This is a genomic window from Methylobacterium sp. AC315 (assembly GCF_979253755.1).
The window spans coordinates 103,537-121,444 of sequence record NZ_CEEDEA010000006.1; the positions used below are offsets into that span (position 1 = coordinate 103,537).

The following is a 17,908-nucleotide window of genomic DNA, read 5'->3' on the forward strand; positions in this document are numbered from 1 at the left end:
TAGGCTGACTACCACACTTCAGCTTTGGGGCGTTTGTTCGGCCGCACATCACGACTTGACGTGGGGTGTTCCGACGCACCAAACCCGGATCGGACGCATCAAAACAACAACCGCGAGCGGAGGCCGGCATGGTGACACGGGGCTTCGTCGGGCGCAGGCAGCCGCCCGAGACGGGCGCGCGCATCCCGCCCGGCCAATATCTCACCGAGGATTTCCCGATCCTGCAGATCGGCCCCAACCCGACCGTGGATCCGGCCACCTGGCGGTTCACGCTGCGCGAGGGCTCGCGGCCGATCAAGACGTGGAGCTGGGAGGACTTCGAGGCTCTGCCCCGTACCACCTGGCAGGGGGACATTCACTGCGTCACCAAGTGGTCGAAGTTCGACACCGCCTGGGAGGGCGTGAGCTTCGACGACCTGCTGGCCGATGCCGGCATCGCGGCGCCGACCGGGTATCTCCTGGCCGAATCCTACGACGACTATACCACCAACGTGCCGGTGGCCGACCTCGTGAACGGCCGCGCCATGGTGGCGACGCGCTATGCCGGCCAGCCGATCCACCCAGATCACGGCGGCCCGGCGCGGCTGCTCGTGCCGCACCTCTATTTCTGGAAGAGCGCCAAGTGGGTGAAGGGCCTTCGCTTCACCCAGACCGACACCGCCGGCTTCTGGGAGCTGCGCGGCTATCACATGTACGGGGATCCCTGGCGTGAGCAGCGCTACACCGGTGACTGAGCCGATCGTCTTCCGCTGGCACCAGGCCGAGATCACCGCGATCGCGCCCGTCACCCCGCAGGTGAAGAGCTTTCGGCTGCGCTGTGACATCGCTCAGGCCTACCGGGCCGGCCAGCACGTCGATGTCCGCCTGACCGCCGAGGACGGCTACCAGGCCCAGCGCAGCTACTCGATCGCCTCGGCGCCCGACGGCAGCGGCACCCTCGAGCTGATGGTCGAGGCGCTGCCTGACGGCGAGGTCTCGGGCTGGTTCTCGGAGGCCGCCGAAGTCGGCGACCGGGTCGAGTTGCGCGGGCCGATCGGCGGCTCGTTCTCCTGGGACGGTCCGGACGGCGGCCCGCTGCTGCTGGGGGCCGGCGGATCCGGCGTGGTGCCACTGCTGGCGATGCTGCGCCGGCGTGCGCTAGTCGCTCCGCAGATCCCGGCGGCCCTGATCTACTCTGCCCACACCCGCGCGGGGGCGATCGCGTTGCCCGAGCTGGGGCGCCTTGCCGGCGACGGAACCGGATTCTCCCTGCACATCACCACCACCCGGGATGCCGGTGGCCGGCGGATCGACGCCGCCCTCGTGGCCGGCGCCCTGACGCGGCTCGGACGACCCGAAAAGGTGTTCCTCTGCGGTTCGAACCGATTCGTCGGCGCGGCCTCCGACTTGATCCTGGCGGCGGGCGTCCCTGCGGGCGTGATCCGGACCGAGCGGTTCGGGAGCTGATCAGGGGCTGAAGATCAGGACGAGGTAGACGAAGAACACAACGAGGTGCACGGCGCCCTCCAGGACCGTCGTTCGCAGGCCCGAGAAAGTCTGCGTGCTCAGGATCAGCGTGACCGCCAGCAGCGTCATCTCGGTCGGCTTGAGGCCGAGCACCACGGTCTGGCCGGTCAGCAGGCCGATCGTCAGGATCGCCGGCACCGTGAGGCCGACCGTCGAGGTCGCCGCGCCCAGGCACAGGTTGATCGCTCGCTGCAACTCGTTGCGCGCGATGGCCTTCAGCGCCGAGATCGCCTCCGGGGTGAACACGATGGCGGCGATCAGCACGCCGCCGAGCGCGGAGGGCGCACCGAGCGCCGCGATGCCGTGGTCGAGGATCACCGCGAGACTTTTGGCCAGCAGCACGATCGGAACGACGTTGGCGAGTAGCAGGACGACGTGCTTCGCCATCGCGCCGCGCGAGGTCGAGCCCGAGGTGGACCCGCTGTTCGCCTTCTCTTCCGCATCCTGGAAGAAATCGCTGTGCCGGCTGGTCTGGATCAGCAGGAACACCCCGTAGAGCGCCAGCGTGAACACCGAGAAGGTCACGGCCTGCAGGGTGGTCAGGGTGCCGTCGGCGGTCGAGCTGGTGAAGTTCGGGATGATCAGCGCGACAGTCGTCAGCGGGATGATCACCGATAGGAAGGCCGATGCTCCCTGCAGGTTGTAGCTCTGCTGGTGGTGGCGCAGGCCGCCCATCAGCAGCCCGAGGCCGACCACGCCGTTCAGGACGATCATCAGCACGGCGAACATCGTGTCGCGGCCGAGCGTCGGCGCATCCTTGGCCGAGAGCATCACGGCGGAGATCAGCGCCACCTCGATGATCACGATCGACAGCGTCAGCACCAGGGTGCCGAGCGGCTCGCCGAGGCGATGCGCCAGCTCCTCGGCCTCGTGCACCACCCCGAAGGCCGCCCAGACGATGACCGCGAGCAGCCAGGCGAACAGGCCGCCCGCGAACCAGGGCTGCGACAGGTCCCCGAGCCAGGCCTTCCCGAACCACGCGAAGGCGAGAACCGTCGCCCACGCCACAGCCAGCCGCAGGGCTCCCGTCATGATCTTGGTGGTCCCCGGCCGGATCGTTTTGGTGGTGTTGCGCAAGGTGTTAGACTACCTCATAGGCGATTCCTGTGACGTGACCAGCGGTGGCGTCGAGATAGGGGAACGCGATGCGCATGTCCGTGACAGATGCCAACGCGCAGCTCACGGAACTCGTCCGGCGCGCGGAGACCGGCGACGCGGTGATCCTGACCTGCCATGGCCGGCCGGTCGTCCGCATGGTGGCCGTGGAGCCGAAGCCGGATCGGACGGTGCGCCGGGCGCTCATCGAAGCGATTCAGGTCGCCGCTTCCGCCAAGCTCACCCCTGGCCCGCGCGCCGCCCGCAGCCAGGATTTCCTTTACGACCCGGACGGCCTGCCCGGATGATCGCGAATGACACCTCCGCGCTCATGGCGATCCTCCAGAACGAGCCGGAGGCGGAGCGTTGCATCGCCCTCATCGAGCGCGAGAACAGGCTCGTGATGTCGGCGGCGACGGTCGCCGAAGCGTTGATCGTGTCGGAGCGCCGGAACATCGGCGACGAGATGGGCCGCCTGATCCACGGGCTCGCCATCGAGATTGTGTCGGTCACCGCAGCCTCGGCCGGACGCGTCGCGGCATGCTATCGGCGCTGGGGCAAGGGCCTGCATCCGCCCGGTCTGAACTTCGGAGATTACTTCGCCTACGATGTCGCCAAGGAACACGGCTGCCCACCGCTGTATGTCGGTGCGGATTTCAGCCGGACCGACATCACCGCACCGGTCTGCTGACGCGCAACCGGCCCATGCCGTGGTGGGAGTGGTCATCGGGCCCCGTAGGCGCTACCTTGTCGGGACCCGAATAAAGTCCGGTGCCTGATTCCTCCGCCGCGCGATGGCGCGCTGCCGGGCGCGGCGCGGCCGTTGAGAGTTTCCGAAACTTGCCCTTCCCGACCCTGCCCGCCCCCCTCGCGCGGGCCCTGTCCGAGCGCGGCTACGCCGATCCCACCCCGGTCCAGGCCGCGGTGCTGGAAGCGGCGGCCGGCGCCCGCGACCTCCTCGTCTCCGCCCAGACCGGCTCCGGCAAGACCGTGGCCTACGGTCTCGCCATGGCCGACATGCTCTTCGGCCGAGGGGCGGATGAGGAGGCCGGCGCGTCCGAGATGCTGCCGCCCGCGGGCGCGCCGCTCGCCCTGGTGATCGCCCCGACGCGCGAATTGGCGCTCCAGGTCCAGCGCGAGCTGCTTTGGCTCTACGCCCCGGCCGGCGGTCGCGTCACCGCCTGCGTCGGCGGCATGGATCCCCGCCGTGAGGCCCGGATGATGGCCGACGGCACCCATATCGTGGTCGGCACCCCGGGCCGGCTGCGCGACCACCTCGAGCGCCGCAACCTCGACCCGACCAACCTGCGCGCCGTCGTGCTCGACGAGGCCGACGAGATGCTCGACCTCGGCTTCCGCGAGGATATCGAGTTCATCCTCTCGGCCACCCCGCCGGAGCGCGCGACCTACCTGTTCTCCGCGACCCTGCCGAAAGCGATCGAGGCCCTGGCCGAGCGCTACCAGCGCAATGCCCTGCGGCTGGCGATCAAGGGCGAGAGCAAGGGCCACGCCGACATCGCCTACCGGGCGGTGCGGATCATGCCGCGCGAGACCGAGCACGTGGTGCTCAACCTCCTGCGCGAGGCGGACGCGCCGACCGCGATCGTGTTCTGCAACACCCGCAACGCGGTGCGCCATCTCCAGGCGAGCCTCACCGAGCGCGGCTTCTCGGTGGTCGCGCTCTCGGGCGAACTCGGCCAGGGCGAGCGCAACGCCGCCCTCCAGGCCCTGCGCGACGGCCGCGCCCGGGTCTGCGTCGCCACCGACGTGGCGGCCCGCGGTATCGATCTGCCGTCGCTGAGCCTGGTGATCCACGCCGACCTGCCGCATGACGCCGAGGTGCTGCAGCACCGCAGCGGGCGCACCGGCCGGGCCGGGCGCAAGGGCACCTCGGTGCTGCTGATCCCGAACTCCCGCCGCCGCCGCGCCGAGCAGATGTTCGCCACCGCCAAGGTCAGCCCGGAATGGTCGGGGCCGCCCTCGGCCGACGACATTCGCAAGCTCGACGGCGAGCGCATGCTGTCCGACCCGCTCTTCTCCGAGCCGCCGGCCGAGGAGGATGTCGCGCTCGCCGGCGCCCTGCTCGCCGGCAAGACGCCGGAGGAACTCGCCGCCCTGCTGGCGCGGGTCTACCGCACCCGCCTGCCGGCGCCCGAAGAGGTCAGCGATCCCGGCGAGGGCCGTGCGCCGCGCGGCGTCAGCGAGCGCCCGCCCTACGACCCGATGAACCCCGAGCAGATCGCCGCCCTGGGTCCGGCGGTGTGGTTCCGGCTCAATCTCGGCCGGCGCGACAACGCCGACCCGCGCAGGCTGCTTCCGATGCTGACCCGCCGCGGCGGTATTGGCCGCCAGGAGATCGGCGCGATCCGGATCTTCGACCGGGAGACCAAGTTCGAGATCCGCGGTAACGCCGCCGCGCGCTTCGCGGAGGCGTTCGCCCGCAACGGCTCGCCGGAGATTCAGGTCGAGGCCTTGGCTGGGGATGCCGGCCCGGCCGAGCGCAAGACCAGCCCGAGTGGCCCGAAGGGGTTTGCCAGCCCGCGCGCCGGCAAGCACCAGCGCCAGGCCGAGCGGTCCGGTCCCCGGCCCGATCACAAGCCGGGCCGGAACACCGGCCGGAGCTGATCCGGTCGAAAACCTGAACGGGGGCGACGCTGCGCCCCCGGACGGCCTTGGAGCGCCGCCCCGAACGCCACCCGCCCCGCGATCCGCAAAGACGATGCGGATCGCGGGGCGCGCGTATCGATCCGGTTCGGTACCGGGCTTGAGGCGCTAGAACACCTTCTTCATCGCATCGCCGAGTGCGTCGACGCTCTCCTTCAGCTTCCGGCCGGCAGGCGCCAGGGACGGAAGCTTGATGCCGAGCACCTCGGTCTCCTCGTCGGCCGGCTCGGCCTGCGCGACGGTCGCGGCGCCGGGCTTGATCGCATCGGCGGTCTTCTTCGCCACGGGCGGCTTGCTCACGGCCACCGCCTTGCGGGCAGGCTTCTCGGGTGAGGCCGGAATTGGCGTCGCCGCAACCGGCTTCGGCGCGGGCGTCGCGGCGGGTACGACCGCATCGCGGGCCCGGACGGTCTCGGACGCCCGCGGCTGCTGCAGCGCGGCGGTGCGGGTCGGCGGCAGAGGCACGACCTGCCGGGCGGCGGCGATCGGCGCGACCGGCGTCGGCGTCGGGATCCGCTTGGTCGGCGCCTCAGGCGCGGCGACGCTCTTCACGGGCGGTGGGGCGCTCGGTGTGCTTCTGGCCGGCACGGACATGGGCGGGCTCGCGACGACCGGCGCGGGCGCCAAGGCCTCCGGCAGGACGGCCATGCGCAGAGCCGGCTTCTCGGGCTCAGCCGGCTTCGGGGCGTTGGGAGCGGTGGAAGCCATTCCGGCCACGGCCGGAAGACCGTCCTTCAATTCGGGCCAGTCCGCAGCCCGGCTCGGCGGTCCCAGCTTAACGGGTGTCGGGGCTGCGAGCCCTGCCATCAGGGTCGAGGCGGCGACCCCGAAGCCCGCCAGCGCGCTCACGCCGACCAGCCCGGCTAGGACCAGTCGCAGGCTGGGCTTGCGTCCGGGACGGAGCGCCGGCGACCGATGCGGCCGGGTGTCGGACGGGTCCAGGGCGAGGTCCATCATGGTCCGGGGTCTCTGACACGGTGCACGACGCGCGCGACCGGGCCCCCCACGACCGGCCGCCGTTCTCCATCAATTTGGAGATGGGTCGACTCTGCCGTCGATAGAGAAACCGCAATACGGCGCAAAGATGTCGCGCCGTATTGGGTGCCCGGCCAATCGAGGCTCGGCTATCCACAAGATAAGCTGAAGCCGCTTAAGAATCCGTAGTCGCTTCCATTGCCCCGGTTCGGCTTCGACGGCGGCGATGCGCCACCCATCCGCGGGGCCGGTCCGTCATCGTCCGATGCGACTCGCGGGTCCGGGCGGCAGAGGCTTCGCCGCCGGGTCAGCGCGAGCGCGGTTCCCGAAGGCGGCCGCCGACGTCAGGGGAAAAGACGATGCGAATCAAAAAGCTAGCGCATCGTACCGGTTCCGGTCATCGGGACGATGCGCTATGCGTCTCGCCGTGGATACGACACCGACCCAGCCTCCCATCTCGGCGGCACCGCCCGACAGGCGTCGTGCCGGCTTCTGGTCCTGGACCGACTGGTCGACCCGGGCCCGGCTGGTCGCGGTCGTTCTGTTCATCGACGCGCTGGCTGCCCTGATCTCCTGCGGGGTGATCGTGCTCAACGCGCGCAACGCGGTGCGGGTCGAGACCCGCGCCTCGCTGGCCACGGTCGAGTCCCTGGTCGCCGACACGATCCGCCTGTCCGACACCGCCTCTCCGGACACGCTGCTGCAAACCCTGGACCTCCGCTTCAAGGTCCTGCGCCACGTCCGGGTCGCGGTCCTGGAAGCGGACGGCGACCAGGTCGGCAAACCGATGCCGCCGCACCGGTCCGAGCGCGAGGCGCCCCATTGGTTCGCCGACCTGATCATGCCGCCGATCGAGCGCCACACCCTGCCGATCGTGGCGAATGGACAGACCCTCGGAACCGCGCAGATCACCACCCAGCCGATGGACGAGATCGACGAGATCTGGGGTTATGCTCGGGCGCTCTCGATGACCACCTTGGCCATCAATGCCGCGATGCTGATCGCGCTCTACCTGGCCCTCGGGCGCATCCTGGCGCCGCTGCAGCGGCTGGGTGCCGGCCTGACGAAGCTGGAGCACCACGATTACACCGCGCGCTTGGAGCCCCCCGGCGCCCGGGAGCTGGCGGTGATCGCCGAGCGGTTCAACAAGGTCGCCGCCGCGCTGAGCGAGGTCCGCGCCGCCAACGGCCGGCTCAACCGGCAATTGCTCACCGCGCAGGACGACGAGCGCCGCCGCACCGCGCTCGAACTGCACGACGAGTTCGGCCCTTGCCTGTTCGCCCTTGAGGCCAACGCCGCGTCGATCGCCCGGATCGCCTCGGGCGCGGCCGAGCCCAATCGTGAAAAGCTCGCCACCCGGGCGGCCGAGATCAGCGCCATCGTCGGGCAGGTCCAGACCGTCAACCGGGAATTGCTGAACCGCCTGCGCCCGCACGGGCTCGGGCAGGCGCCGCTCGCCACCTGCCTCGACCTGATGCTGCGCGGCTTCGGTCAGCGCCATCCCGCCACCGTCTTCGTCGGCCGGTTCGACAGCCTGGCCCGCGGCTATGGCGACCTCGTGGACCTCACGGTGTTCCGCTGCGTGCAGGAGAGTGCGACCAATGCCGTGCGGCACGGCGCCGCCACCCGGGTCGAGGCCGAGGCCGTGGAAGCGGACGGCCAATTGCGCGTCACGATCCGCGACGACGGGACGGGAATCCCGCTCGAACACCGCACCGGGCTCGGTCTGTCGGGGATGCGCGAGCGAGTCGAGGCGTTGGATGGTACCTTCGCCCTTGACAATGCCGGCCCCGGAGCAATCGTCAAGATCACGATCCCCGTTCCGCCGGAGCGGGTCGACGAGAACAACAACGCGCCGAGCGCATGAACGCCATCGCCTCCCAGATCGACGCCGCCGCCACACGCTTACCGGTCCTCGTGATCGACGATCATCCGATCGTCCTGCAGGGCTGTCGCCGGGTCCTCGAGGATTCCGGGGTCGAGACCATCGCGGAGGCGACCACGGTGGTCGGCGGCTACCGGATCTTCCACCGGCTGCGGCCGCCGGTGGTGATCTGCGACCTGACCTTCCAGGGCAGCGGCATGGCCGGGCTCGGCCTGATCCGCCGTATCCGCGCGGTCGCCCCGGAGACGCGCATCCTGGTGTTCAGCATGCACAACGATCCGGTGATCGTGGCGCGGGCGCTCGAGGCCGGCGCGTTGGGCTACGTGCTGAAGGACCACGCTTCGGCGGAGCTGTTCGAGGCGTTCGGCAAGGTCAGGGTCGGCGAGGTCTACCTCGACCGCCGGCTCGCCACCGAGGTCGCCATGCTGAGGGCCGACGCGCGCCGGACGCCGGAATCCCAGCTCACGCCCCGCGAGCAGCAGATCCTGGCGCGGCTGGCGCAGGGCCGCTCTTACGGCGCCATCGCGGCCGACCTGTCGGTGAGCTATAAGACCGTCACCAACGCCTGCTCGCAGATGCGCCAGAAGCTCGGCGTCCGGACGCTGGCCGAGCTGATCCACGTGGCCGTCACGCACGCCCAGCGGCAGGGCTGACGCCCAAACAGAAACCGGGCAGGAGTTGCCTGCAGGAGCTGCCTTTTGACCGACGGTGACACCGGCCCGAACGCGTTCTCCCGCGACGCGTGGGCGCGCAACGCGGCGGCCTACGAGACGATCCGTTCGATGCCGTTCAACGCCGAGCTCGCCGCCGGCACGCTGCGGCAGGATCGCTTCCGCCACTACATCGTGCAGGACGCGCATTACCTGATCGGCTTCGGCCGTGCGCTGAGCCTCGCCGCCGCGAAGGCGCCGGACCCGGACGGGATCGTGCAATTCTCGCGCGCCGCGCAGGACGCCATCGTAGTGGAGCGCGCGCTCCACGGCGGTTTCTTCCGGGATTACGCGATCGGCCCTGAGACCTTCGCGGCGACCGCGCTGACGCCGGCCTGCCACCACTACGTCTCGTACCTGCTCGCCGCTGCCTATGCCGAGCCGTTCGAGGTCCTCTGCGCGGCCCTGCTGCCGTGCTTCTGGATCTACAAGGCGGTGGGCGACGACATCCTCGCCCGCGCCGCCGCCGACAACCCGTACCAGGCCTGGATCGACACCTACGCGGGCGACGAGTTCGCCGCTTCCGTGGCCGGGATGATCGCCGCCACCGACCGGGCCGCCGAGCAGGCGTCGCCGGTGGTGCGCGTGCGGATGCACGAGGCCTTCACGCAGGCCACCCGGCTCGAGTGGCTATTCTGGGACAGCGCCTATCGGGATGCGGCGTGGCCATTGTGACGATCCCGGGCCGGGCGTGACGCCACCGGACCTCAGTCGCCGGGCGATCCTGGCGGCGACGGCCGCCGCGGCCGCGTTCGGGCCCGTCCGGACCGGAGCCGCCGACGCGCCGGGTCCGATGGCCCAGGATCGCCCGGTCCGGATCGCCATGATCCTTTACCCGGGCATGACCGCCCTCGACGTGGTCGGCCCCCAGGCGCTGCTCGCCGGCCTCGCCCCCAACAGCCTGCACTGCGTGGCGCAATCCGCGGGGCCGGTCGCCAGCGACACGGGCTTGAGCCTGGTCGCGACCCACTCGTTCGAGACCTGCCCGCCCGATCTCGACGTCCTGCTGGTCCCAGGCGGTGACGGCACCCCCGGGCAGATGTGCGACGCGGCCCTGCTGGGCTTCCTGCGGGAACGCGCCCCCGGCACGGCCTGGGTGACGAGCGTTTGTACCGGCTCGCTGATCCTCGGGGCGGCCGGCCTGCTCAGGGGCTACCGCGCCACCTCGCACTGGTGCGTACGCGACGCGGTGCTGCCGCTGCTCGGCGCCGTGCCGGTGGCCGAGCGGGTGGTGTTCGACCGCAACCGGGTCACCGCGTCCGGCGTCTCGGCCGGGCTCGATCTCGGGCTGGCACTCGCCGCCCGCCTGCGCGGACCCGACTATGCCCGCACTGCCCAGCTGGTCGCCGAATATGCCCCGGAGCCGCCGTTCCGGGCCGGGACGCCTGCTCAGGCCGGTCCTACGATCGTCCGGGCGGCGGATGCGATCCTCGCCCCGTTGGTGGCGGGGTCGATCCGGGCGGCCCGGGGGGACTGAACGCCCGAAAGCGATGCAGCCGCGCCACGCTTCGCGCCGACGTTGTGCGGCGTCCTTGACGGGGCGCCCTGCGAACCGAACTGTGCCGTCAGGAACCGCCGGAGCCGCCATGTCCCTGATCGCACGCCTGCGCGCCTACGCGACCGAGGCTCTCGGGGTCGGCGCCTCCGAGCCGGTGGACGACACGCATCTGGCCGCGACCGCGCTGCTCGTACATGTGGCCCGGGTCGACGGGATCCTGGCGCCCGCCGAGAGCGACCGCCTGTCCCGGATCGTGCAGGGCCGCTACGCCGACGGGCCGGACGCGGCCCGGGCGCTGATCGAGCGCGCCGCGGCGATCGATGCCGAGACGCGCGACGTGGCGAGCCTCGTCGAGATGATCCCGCACGAGGCCAACACCACGGAGCGCCAGGAATTGCTGACCATGGCGTGGTCGGTGGCCGCCGCGGACGGCATCGTGGACGAGTTCGAGGAGGCGCTGGTCGAGCGCCTCGGCCGGTTGCTCGGCTTCGACGAGGCGGCGGTCACCGCGGCCCGGCGGACCGGGCAGCAGGGCGTCGGCGCCGTATGACCGCGCGGGCCGGCCGATGATCGCCAGCCTCGCGCTGATCCTCCTCGCCCAGCTCGTCGGCGAGGTCCTGGCCCGGGGCGCCGGGGTGCCGGTGCCGGGTCCGGTGATCGGCATGGGGCTGATGTTCGCTTTCCTGCTGCTGCGCGACAGCCGCCTCGGCCTGCCCCGGATCCTGCCGCAGCCGCTGACCGACGGCACCCTCGAATCGACGGCGCGGGGGCTCCTGATGAACCTGTCGCTGATGTTCGTTCCGGCCGGCGTCGGCGTGGTCGGGCGGCTCGACCTGCTGCGGGCCCAGGGGCTCAAGCTCGCGATCGTGCTGGTGATCTCGACCGCCCTGTCGCTGCTGGTGACCGTGCTGGTGTTCCGCGCGGTCGCGTCCCGGGTCGAGCGGCGGCGACCGGACGGCGAGGCCTGAGCGGTGGCCGGCGATTTCTCGCTCTGGGTCTACCTCGCCGGCACGCCGCTGCTGTGGCTGACCGTGACGCTGACCTCCTACGTCCTGGCCGACCGGCTCGCCGCCGCCACCGGGCGCCACCCGATCGCCAACCCCGTGCTGATCACGGTGGTGCTGGTCGGCAGCGTCCTGGCGGTGACCGGCACGCCCTATCCGACCTACTTCGAGGGCGCCCAGTTCGTGCACTTCCTGCTCGGACCCGCCACGGTGGTGCTGGCGATGCCGCTCTACGAGCGCCGTGCCACGGTCCTGCGCGCCCTCGTGCCGATGCTGGCCGCCTTGGTGGCCGGCGCCGCCACGACCCTCGCGGTCGTGATCGCGCTGGCGCGCCTGCTCGACATCCCGCAACCGATCCTGATCTCGCTGGCGCCGAAATCCGTGACCTCGGGGGTGGCCATGGGCATCGCCGAAGCGCTGGGCGGCGACCCGACGCTGACCGCGATCCTGGTGACCCTCACCGGCATCATCGGTGCGATCCTGGTGACGCCGCTGATGAACGTCCTGCGGATCCGGGACATGCGCGCCCGGGGCTTTGCGGCGGGACTCGCCGCCCACGGCATCGGCACCGCCCGGGCCTTCCAGGTGAGCGAGACGGCCGGCACTTTCGCGGGCATCGCCATGGGACTCAACGCGTTCCTGACCGCGATCCTCGCGCCCCTGGCGCTGCACCTGCTGTTCTGAGCGTCAGCCGTCGAGCTGCCCGACGACCGCCTCCGCGAGCGACAGGCTCGACGTCAGGCCCGGGCTCTCGATCCCGAACAGGTGTACGATCCCGGGCAGCCCGTGCTCGGCCGGCCCATCGATCCGGAAGTCGGCCGCGGGCTCGCCGGGGCCGGTGAGCTTCGGGCGCAGGCCGGCATAGTCCGGGTACAGCACCCCGTCCGGCAGGCCCGGCCAGTAACGGCGGATCGCACCATAGAAGCTGTCCGCCCGCCGCGGATCCACCCGATAGTCGACCGTGTCCACCCATTCCACGTCGGGACCGAACCGGGTGCGGCCGGCCAGATCGAGGGTGAGGTGGATGCCCAGCCCGCCGTCGATCCGCGGCGCCGGATAGATCAGTCGCGAGAACGCCGGCTTGCCAGTGCACCCGAAGTAATTGCCCCGCGCCAGGCGCAGCGCCGGCACCCGGTCGGCCGGGTAGCCCTCCGTGCCCGAAGCGAGCACCGGAGCCCCGAAGCTTGCGGCATTGATGACCGCGTCGAAGGCCATCTCGCCCGGCTCGCTGCCCCCGAACGCCGCGTGCCACTGGCCGTCCCGCCGGGACAGGCGCTCCACCGGCGTACGCAGCGCGAGGACGCCGCCGTGATCCTCGATGACGCCGAGCAGTGCCAGCATCAGCGCGTGGCTGTCGACGATGCCGGTCCGGGGCGCATGCAGCGCCAGGGTGCAGGCGAGCGCCGGCTCCAGCCGCCTCGCGGCTGCGGCGTCGAGAAGCTCCAGACCGGGGACGCCGTTCTCCTCGCCCTGCTTGCGGATCGCCGCGATCGCCTCGGCCTCCGCGGCGTCGGCCGCGACGATCAACTTGCCGCAGGCGCGATGCGGCACTCCGTGACTCGCGCAGAAGTTGTACAACCGTTCGGCACCGTCGACGCAGTGGCGGGCGCGCGAGGAACCGGCAGGATAATACATGCCGCCATGGATCACCTCGGAACTACGGGCCGAGACTCCAGTCCCGAAGGCATCCTCCGCTTCCGCCAGGATGACGGAGTGCCCGCGGATCGCGAAGGCCTGCCCCACGGCAAGTCCGACGACGCCGGCGCCAACGACAAGAACCTGCATCCGCAACCCTCTCGGCTGTCGCCCCGACCAAGCCGGTGAGTCCTCAATACCGCACCCAAGCGCGGATGAGGGCCCGCATCTTGATTCGGCGTTGACCCTAATTATCAATTCTAAGTAGAAACAGCGCCGCAATAGACACGCGCAGTGGTTGTAAGCGCGGTGAGTGGGCGCATAATGCAATGACGCGCTGCCCCAGGGCAGACCGGATTTCGTCCCCGGCGGCCATCTCGGGCACCCGGCAGTACAGCACCTCTAGCGACCCGACAAAGCCGCATCTTCGGACAGGAAACCTTAGGAGATGACCATGCTGACGACCTCCCCGAGCGTCGAACTCGCTGCCAAGATCCTCAGCGCTTACGTGACCAAGAACAATGTGCCGGCCGGCGCTCTCCCAAGCCTCCTGTCCGAAGTCCATCGTTCGATCACTGCCCTTGACGTTCCGATGGAGCAGCCGGTCAAGCGGCCGACCGAGGCGCAGATCCGGGCCTCGATCCGGCCCGACACCATCATGAGCTTCGAGGACGGCAAGTCCTACAAGGCCCTGCGCCGGCACTTGACCCTGCGCGGCCTCACCCCCGAGGCCTACAAGGCGAAATGGGGCCTGCCGGTGGATTACCCGCTGGTCTCCGCGGCCTACAGCGCCCGGCGTTCAAAGATCTCGCGTGAGATCGGCCTCGGTCAGAAGCTGCGGATGCAGCAGGCGGCCGAGTAGTAGCGGCCCCTCACCGAATGTCGGGGCCGGCCGTACGTGTCATGGCCGGCCTTCTGCCGCGGAGACCTCCTGGATCAGCAGGGCCACGAGACCGGACCAGCCGGTCTGGTGCGCCGCGCCGACGCCCCGGCCGGTATCGCCGTGGTAATACTCGTAGAACAGCACGAGATCGCGGAAATGCGGGTCGTCCTGTTCGATCCGGCTGTCCCCGTAGACCGGCCGATCGCCGCCCGGCGCGCGGGTCGAGAGACCGATGAGGCGGCGCGACAGCATCTCCGCGATCTCCCGGAGCGAGTAGGTCCGTCCCGAATGGGTCGGTGCCTCTACGCGGAAATCCGGTCCGTAATAGGCGTAGAACTGCTCCAGGCCGGCGATCAGCAAATAGTTCACCGGCATCCAGACCGGTCCGCGCCAGTTCGAGTTGCCCCCGAACAGGCGCGAGCGCGACTCCGCGGGCTCGTAGGCGAGCCCCATGTCGCGGCCGTTCCAGGGGAAGCAGAACGGCTGGTCCGCGTAGCTGCGCGAGACCGCCCGCAGGCCGTGCGCGGACAGGAACTCGGCTGGGTCGAGGGCGCGGTGCAGCAGCGCCTTCAATCGGTGGCCGCGCAGCAGGGACAGCAGCACGGTTTGGCCCTCGCCCGGCACGCTCCAGCGCGAGACCAGGGTCGCGAGGTCCGGCCGGTTCTCGAGGAAGAACCGCATCCGGTTCCGCAGCGAGGGCAGCTTCTCCAGGTCGCGCGTGCTGATCGTCGTGACGGCGAAGATCGGGATCAGCCCGACCATGGTGCGGACCCGGATCGGCAGGCGGCTTCCGTCCCGGGCCTCGATCACGTCGTAGAAGAACCCGTCCGCCTCGTCCCAGACTCCGTCGCCGGTCGCCGCGGCGATGAGCAGGAAATGCTCGAAGAACTTCTCCGCCATGTCCTCGTAGGTCGGGTCCCGGAGCGCCAGCTCGATGGCGATGCGCATCAGGTTGAGCGCGTAGGCCGCCATCCAGGCGGTCGCGTCCGACTGAGTGAGGGTCGCGCCGTTGCCGACCGGCTTCGAGCGGTCGAAGATGCCGATGTTGTCGAGGCCGAGGAAGCCACCCTGGAACAGGTTGCGGTCGTCGGAATCCTTCCGATTCACCCACCAGGTGAAGTTCAGCGTGAGCTTATTGAAGATCCGCTTCAGGAAGACGTGGTCCGGAAGGCCCGTCAATTTCCGGTCCAGCTCGAACACCCGCCAGGCGGCGAGCGCGTGGATCGGCGGGTTGGCATCGCCGAAGCCCCATTCGTAGGCCGGCAACGCCGCGTTCGGATGGGCATAGGCCTCGTCCACCAGGAGCAGCAGCTGGTTCTTGGCGAAGTCGGGGTCGAACAGCGCGAACACGATCGCCTGGAGGGCGAGATCCCAGGAGGCGAACCAGGGATATTCCCACGCATCCGGCATCGAGATGATGTCGTTGGCGCGCAGATGCGCCCAGTCGGCGTTGCGGCCGTGCCGGCGCTGGGGCGCGGGGGCCGGCTGGGCCGGGTCGCCCGCGAGCCACTCGCGCACGTCGTAATGGTAGAGCTGCTTGGACCAGAGCATCCCGGCCAGCGCCTGCCGCTGGACGAGCCGCATGTCGGGGTCGGTGATCGATGCTTGCAGGGCGGCGTAGAACGCGTCCGCTTCCGCCGCGCGGGTGGCGAACACCGCGTCGAAATCCGCGAACGGCTCGCCCGGGGCGGTCTCGGGTCGCAGGCGCAGCCGCAGCGTGCGGGTCTCGCCGGGGCCGAGATGCAGGTCGTAGCGCGCGGCGCATTTCGTGCCGGACAGGTGGTTGGCCGCCCCGGCCTCGCCCTGGACGACGCACCGGTCGATCCCGTCCTTGTAGAAACCCGCCTCCGGGCCGCTGCCGAACAGCCTATGGGTGTTGGTCTCGTTCTCGGTGAACAGCAGCGCGGCCGCGTCCTCGGCGAAGAAGCGCATCGGCGGCACGCCAGGATGACGCGCCCAGACCGACCCGTCCGAGCCCGCCTCCAGCTCCGGCTTGGCGGTCCCGGCCTTCCAGGACCACAGGTTCCGTGCCCAGAGCTGCGGCAGGAGGGTGAGGCCGGCAGCCTCCGGGCCGCGATTGGTCACGCTGACCCGCATCAGCAGGTCGTCGGGGGCCGCCTTGGCATAGGCGATCTCGACGTCGAAGTAGCGGCCCTCGTCGAACAGGCCGGTGTCGAGCAGCTCGAATTCCGGGTCGTCGAGGCCGCGGCGGCCGTTTTCCTCAACTAGGCGTTGATACGGGAACTCGGCCTGCGGATACTTGTACAGCATCCGCATGAAACTGTGGGTCGGGACGCCGTCGAGGTAGTAGTACAGCTCCTTCACGTCCTCGCCGTGGTTGCCCTCGGCGTTGGTGAGGCCGAACAGCCGCTCCTTCAGGATCGGATCGCGTCCGTTCCAAAGGGCCAGCGCGAGGCACCAGTTCAGGTGCCGGTCGCCGAAGCCCCCGATGCCGTCCTCGCCCCAGCGGTAGGCCCGGGACCGGGCGTGATCGTGGGGCAGGGACTCCCAGGCATCGCCGTCGGCGCTGTAATCCTCCCGGACCGTGCCCCATTGCCGGTCGCTGAGATACGGCCCCCAGCACCGCCAGGCCGGATCGGTCCGCGCCTGTACGAGGCGCTGTCCCTCGGCGGTGTCGAAGAGATCCGGGACGCGGTTCGGCTCGCTCATACGGACGATGCTCCCGGTTCGGTGGCTGACTTCGTGCGCGGATATTGCCGCGGTTCTACGGGGACAAGTGAATTCCAGCGCGCGACTTCTTCGGTCACGCTCATCCAACCTGCAAGCGGCGTTCTGGCGAACACAGGATAATCCATCCCGTCGTTCCGGGGCCGCAAAGCGGCGCCCCGGGATGACGGGTTGATGCTTCATGCGGCGACGTCAGACCTGAAATATCGGCGGATCGTATGTCCGTATGCGATTGCCCTGCTCGACCGCACCGAGCGTCCTCACCCGACGGACAGGATGCGCAACCCGTCCGGCCCGGCATCGACCGTCAGCGCCCGGTAATCCGGAATCGTCGCGTGCGTCGTCTCGATTGGCGCGTGGTGGGTCGCGGTGACCACCACGACGCTGGCGCCCGCCGCCTCGCCGGCCTGGATGCCGGCTGGCGCGTCCTCGAAGACGAGGCAATCCGAGGCCGCCACGCCCAGGCGCTCGGCACCCAGCAGGAAACAATCCGGCGCGGGCTTGCCCCGGGCGATATCTTCGGCGGCGATCAGCAGGGTCGGGACCGGCATGGTGGCGGCGTCCAGGCGGCGCAGGGCGAGCGCCCTCGGCGCCGAGGTCACGATCGCCCAGCGCTCCGGCGGCAGCGCGCGCAGGAACGCCCGGGCCCCCGGGATCTCGACGATGTCGCCGACATCGTCGATCTCGGCCCGGGTGATCGCCGCGGCCTCGGCCTCCGGGTCGACCCCGGGCAGGCCGAGCCGGCGGATCGTGTCCACCGAGCGGACCCCGTGAATGGTCGGCAGAAAGGTCGCCACGTCGAGGCCGTGGCCCTGCGCCCAACGCGTCCAGGCGCGCTCGGCGGAGGCGATCGAGCTGATGATCGTGCCGTCCATGTCGAACAGGAAGGCGGCGAAGCGGCGCGTCGGCGCGATTCGGGGCAGGATATGAGAAGTCATGCCCGGAGGGCTACGCGGACCCGGGCGGGCGGACAACCGCGCCGCACGCACGGCCGCCGTCCGTCCGGTCATCGCCAGCCGGCGTCAGGTGTCCGAGGTCTCGGAGCCGGGCGCCTGACGGTTGGCCGCGTGGTCCTGGTATTGGTCGGTCTGGACCGCCTTGCTGTCGAGTCCGCGCTCGTCGCTGTGGCGGGACTTGTCCCGGTTGCTCAGGACATCGTTCTCGCCCAGCACGCCGTCCGGAAGCTCGGTCATGCCGCCGGTGCCCGAGCTCTTGCCCTGACCGCCCGGTCCCATGTGGTGCTTGTCGGCCTTCGCCATGTCTCGCTCCTCATCATCCAGGTGGTGTGGACGCCGGGAGATGGAGTCCGGGATCGGCGCGACAAGGCGGCCGGGTGCAGACGCCGTGGCCGCAGGGGCGAGCGCT

The 17,908-nt window shown here is 70.4% G+C and carries 19 protein-coding genes; 13 read left to right on the forward strand and 6 right to left on the reverse strand.

Annotated elements, in window-relative coordinates:
• The first annotated feature begins 128 nt into the window (after nucleotides 1–128).
• Nucleotides 129–734, forward strand: coding sequence for a sulfite oxidase-like oxidoreductase (locus tag AC0IY0_RS12640; RefSeq protein ID WP_419830652.1), 606 nt, complete (start codon nucleotides 129–131; stop codon nucleotides 732–734).
• Nucleotides 709–1,446 carry an FAD-binding oxidoreductase gene (locus tag AC0IY0_RS12645; RefSeq protein WP_471763963.1) on the forward strand — a complete coding sequence of 246 codons (738 nt, stop codon included), beginning with the start codon at nucleotides 709–711 and terminating at the stop codon, nucleotides 1,444–1,446. Before AC0IY0_RS12640 ends, AC0IY0_RS12645 begins: the two co-directional genes overlap by 26 nt.
• Here AC0IY0_RS12645 and AC0IY0_RS12650 read toward each other — a convergent pair whose 3' ends face one another.
• On the reverse strand, nucleotides 1,447–2,538 hold the full coding sequence (locus AC0IY0_RS12650) for a calcium:cation antiporter (RefSeq protein WP_471763965.1): 1,092 nt from the start codon (nucleotides 2,536–2,538) through the stop codon (nucleotides 1,447–1,449).
• Between the two features lie 113 nt (nucleotides 2,539–2,651).
• Here AC0IY0_RS12650 and AC0IY0_RS12655 point away from each other — a divergent pair, with 113 nt between their 5' ends.
• From AC0IY0_RS12655 to AC0IY0_RS12665, 3 genes are all read left to right on the forward strand, one after another.
• Nucleotides 2,652–2,909, forward strand: coding sequence for a type II toxin-antitoxin system Phd/YefM family antitoxin (locus AC0IY0_RS12655; protein ID WP_147908723.1), 258 nt, complete (start codon nucleotides 2,652–2,654; stop codon nucleotides 2,907–2,909).
• Nucleotides 2,906–3,292 carry a type II toxin-antitoxin system VapC family toxin gene (locus AC0IY0_RS12660; RefSeq protein ID WP_419830650.1) on the forward strand — a complete coding sequence of 129 codons (387 nt, stop codon included), beginning with the start codon at nucleotides 2,906–2,908 and terminating at the stop codon, nucleotides 3,290–3,292. The genes AC0IY0_RS12655 and AC0IY0_RS12660 overlap by 4 nt, the downstream gene beginning before the upstream one ends.
• A gap of 149 nt (nucleotides 3,293–3,441) precedes the next feature.
• Nucleotides 3,442–5,226, forward strand: a complete 1,785-nt coding sequence (locus AC0IY0_RS12665) for a DEAD/DEAH box helicase (RefSeq protein ID WP_147957844.1) — start codon at nucleotides 3,442–3,444, stop codon at nucleotides 5,224–5,226.
• A 147-nt stretch (nucleotides 5,227–5,373) separates the two neighbouring features.
• Here the strand turns inward: AC0IY0_RS12665 and AC0IY0_RS12670 are convergent, their stop codons facing one another.
• On the reverse strand, nucleotides 5,374–6,222 hold the full coding sequence (locus AC0IY0_RS12670; RefSeq protein WP_471763966.1) for a hypothetical protein: 849 nt from the start codon (nucleotides 6,220–6,222) through the stop codon (nucleotides 5,374–5,376).
• A 433-nt stretch (nucleotides 6,223–6,655) separates the two neighbouring features.
• Here AC0IY0_RS12670 and AC0IY0_RS12675 point away from each other — a divergent pair, with 433 nt between their 5' ends.
• The 7 genes from AC0IY0_RS12675 (at nucleotide 6,656) to AC0IY0_RS12705 (ending at nucleotide 12,021) form a co-directional block, all read left to right on the forward strand.
• Nucleotides 6,656–8,107: an ATP-binding protein gene (locus tag AC0IY0_RS12675; RefSeq protein ID WP_419830648.1), complete on the forward strand. Its 1,452-nt coding sequence runs from the start codon at nucleotides 6,656–6,658 to the stop codon at nucleotides 8,105–8,107.
• Nucleotides 8,104–8,778 (forward strand): response regulator, encoded by a 675-nt coding sequence (locus tag AC0IY0_RS12680; protein ID WP_007561188.1) that lies wholly within the window; start codon nucleotides 8,104–8,106, stop codon nucleotides 8,776–8,778. Before AC0IY0_RS12675 ends, AC0IY0_RS12680 begins: the two co-directional genes overlap by 4 nt.
• 45 nt (nucleotides 8,779–8,823) lie before the next feature.
• Nucleotides 8,824–9,510, forward strand: coding sequence for a thiaminase II (tenA, locus tag AC0IY0_RS12685; RefSeq protein ID WP_246691974.1), 687 nt, complete (start codon nucleotides 8,824–8,826; stop codon nucleotides 9,508–9,510).
• Between the two features lie 16 nt (nucleotides 9,511–9,526).
• Nucleotides 9,527–10,312, forward strand: coding sequence for a DJ-1/PfpI family protein (locus AC0IY0_RS12690; RefSeq protein WP_471763967.1), 786 nt, complete (start codon nucleotides 9,527–9,529; stop codon nucleotides 10,310–10,312).
• A 109-nt stretch (nucleotides 10,313–10,421) separates the two neighbouring features.
• Nucleotides 10,422–10,883, forward strand: a complete 462-nt coding sequence (locus tag AC0IY0_RS12695) for a tellurite resistance TerB family protein (RefSeq protein WP_147906776.1) — start codon at nucleotides 10,422–10,424, stop codon at nucleotides 10,881–10,883.
• Nucleotides 10,884–10,899: 16 nt separating this feature from the next.
• Nucleotides 10,900–11,301 carry a CidA/LrgA family protein gene (locus AC0IY0_RS12700; protein ID WP_147906777.1) on the forward strand — a complete coding sequence of 134 codons (402 nt, stop codon included), beginning with the start codon at nucleotides 10,900–10,902 and terminating at the stop codon, nucleotides 11,299–11,301.
• A gap of 3 nt (nucleotides 11,302–11,304) precedes the next feature.
• Nucleotides 11,305–12,021, forward strand: a complete 717-nt coding sequence (locus AC0IY0_RS12705; protein WP_471763968.1) for an LrgB family protein — start codon at nucleotides 11,305–11,307, stop codon at nucleotides 12,019–12,021.
• Between the two features lie 3 nt (nucleotides 12,022–12,024).
• Here the strand turns inward: AC0IY0_RS12705 and AC0IY0_RS12710 are convergent, their stop codons facing one another.
• Nucleotides 12,025–13,122 carry an NAD(P)/FAD-dependent oxidoreductase gene (locus AC0IY0_RS12710; RefSeq protein WP_471763970.1) on the reverse strand — a complete coding sequence of 366 codons (1,098 nt, stop codon included), beginning with the start codon at nucleotides 13,120–13,122 and terminating at the stop codon, nucleotides 12,025–12,027.
• Between the two features lie 304 nt (nucleotides 13,123–13,426).
• Between AC0IY0_RS12710 and AC0IY0_RS12715 the strand changes: the two genes are divergently transcribed.
• The gene (locus tag AC0IY0_RS12715) at nucleotides 13,427–13,834 is read left to right on the forward strand and encodes a Ros/MucR family transcriptional regulator (protein WP_147906780.1); all 408 of its coding nucleotides are present in this window, start codon (nucleotides 13,427–13,429) and stop codon (nucleotides 13,832–13,834) included.
• A gap of 39 nt (nucleotides 13,835–13,873) precedes the next feature.
• On the opposite strand, the gene AC0IY0_RS12720 is transcribed toward AC0IY0_RS12715, so the two are convergent.
• The 3 genes from AC0IY0_RS12720 to AC0IY0_RS12730 form a co-directional block, all read right to left on the reverse strand.
• Nucleotides 13,874–16,525 (reverse strand): MGH1-like glycoside hydrolase domain-containing protein, encoded by a 2,652-nt coding sequence (locus AC0IY0_RS12720; RefSeq protein WP_471763971.1) that lies wholly within the window; start codon nucleotides 16,523–16,525, stop codon nucleotides 13,874–13,876.
• A 278-nt stretch (nucleotides 16,526–16,803) separates the two neighbouring features.
• Entirely contained in the window at nucleotides 16,804–17,481 is a 678-nt protein-coding gene (locus AC0IY0_RS12725) for an HAD family hydrolase (protein WP_471763972.1), read from the reverse strand.
• Nucleotides 17,482–17,565: 84 nt separating this feature from the next.
• Nucleotides 17,566–17,802, reverse strand: coding sequence for a hypothetical protein (locus AC0IY0_RS12730; protein ID WP_147906783.1), 237 nt, complete (start codon nucleotides 17,800–17,802; stop codon nucleotides 17,566–17,568).
• Nucleotides 17,803–17,908: the final 106 nt, after the last annotated feature.

What these genes read in the sequence shown, in the direction of transcription:
- AC0IY0_RS12640 (WP_419830652.1), top strand. Translation starts at nt 129, where the DNA reads ATGGTGACACGGGGCTTCGTCGGGCGCAGGCAGCCGCCCGAGACGGGC.
- AC0IY0_RS12650 (WP_471763965.1), bottom strand. Translation starts at nt 2,538, where the DNA reads ATGACGGGAGCCCTGCGGCTGGCTGTGGCGTGGGCGACGGTTCTCGCC.
- AC0IY0_RS12655 (WP_147908723.1), top strand. Translation starts at nt 2,652, where the DNA reads ATGCGCATGTCCGTGACAGATGCCAACGCGCAGCTCACGGAACTCGTC.
- AC0IY0_RS12660 (WP_419830650.1), top strand. Translation starts at nt 2,906, where the DNA reads ATGATCGCGAATGACACCTCCGCGCTCATGGCGATCCTCCAGAACGAG.
- AC0IY0_RS12670 (WP_471763966.1), bottom strand. Translation starts at nt 6,222, where the DNA reads ATGATGGACCTCGCCCTGGACCCGTCCGACACCCGGCCGCATCGGTCG.
- AC0IY0_RS12675 (WP_419830648.1), top strand. Translation starts at nt 6,656, where the DNA reads ATGCGTCTCGCCGTGGATACGACACCGACCCAGCCTCCCATCTCGGCG.
- AC0IY0_RS12680 (WP_007561188.1), top strand. Translation starts at nt 8,104, where the DNA reads ATGAACGCCATCGCCTCCCAGATCGACGCCGCCGCCACACGCTTACCG.
- AC0IY0_RS12695 (WP_147906776.1), top strand. Translation starts at nt 10,422, where the DNA reads ATGTCCCTGATCGCACGCCTGCGCGCCTACGCGACCGAGGCTCTCGGG.
- AC0IY0_RS12700 (WP_147906777.1), top strand. Translation starts at nt 10,900, where the DNA reads ATGATCGCCAGCCTCGCGCTGATCCTCCTCGCCCAGCTCGTCGGCGAG.
- AC0IY0_RS12710 (WP_471763970.1), bottom strand. Translation starts at nt 13,122, where the DNA reads ATGCAGGTTCTTGTCGTTGGCGCCGGCGTCGTCGGACTTGCCGTGGGG.
- AC0IY0_RS12715 (WP_147906780.1), top strand. Translation starts at nt 13,427, where the DNA reads ATGCTGACGACCTCCCCGAGCGTCGAACTCGCTGCCAAGATCCTCAGC.
- AC0IY0_RS12720 (WP_471763971.1), bottom strand. Translation starts at nt 16,525, where the DNA reads ATGAGCGAGCCGAACCGCGTCCCGGATCTCTTCGACACCGCCGAGGGA.
- AC0IY0_RS12725 (WP_471763972.1), bottom strand. Translation starts at nt 17,481, where the DNA reads ATGACTTCTCATATCCTGCCCCGAATCGCGCCGACGCGCCGCTTCGCC.
- AC0IY0_RS12730 (WP_147906783.1), bottom strand. Translation starts at nt 17,802, where the DNA reads ATGGCGAAGGCCGACAAGCACCACATGGGACCGGGCGGTCAGGGCAAG.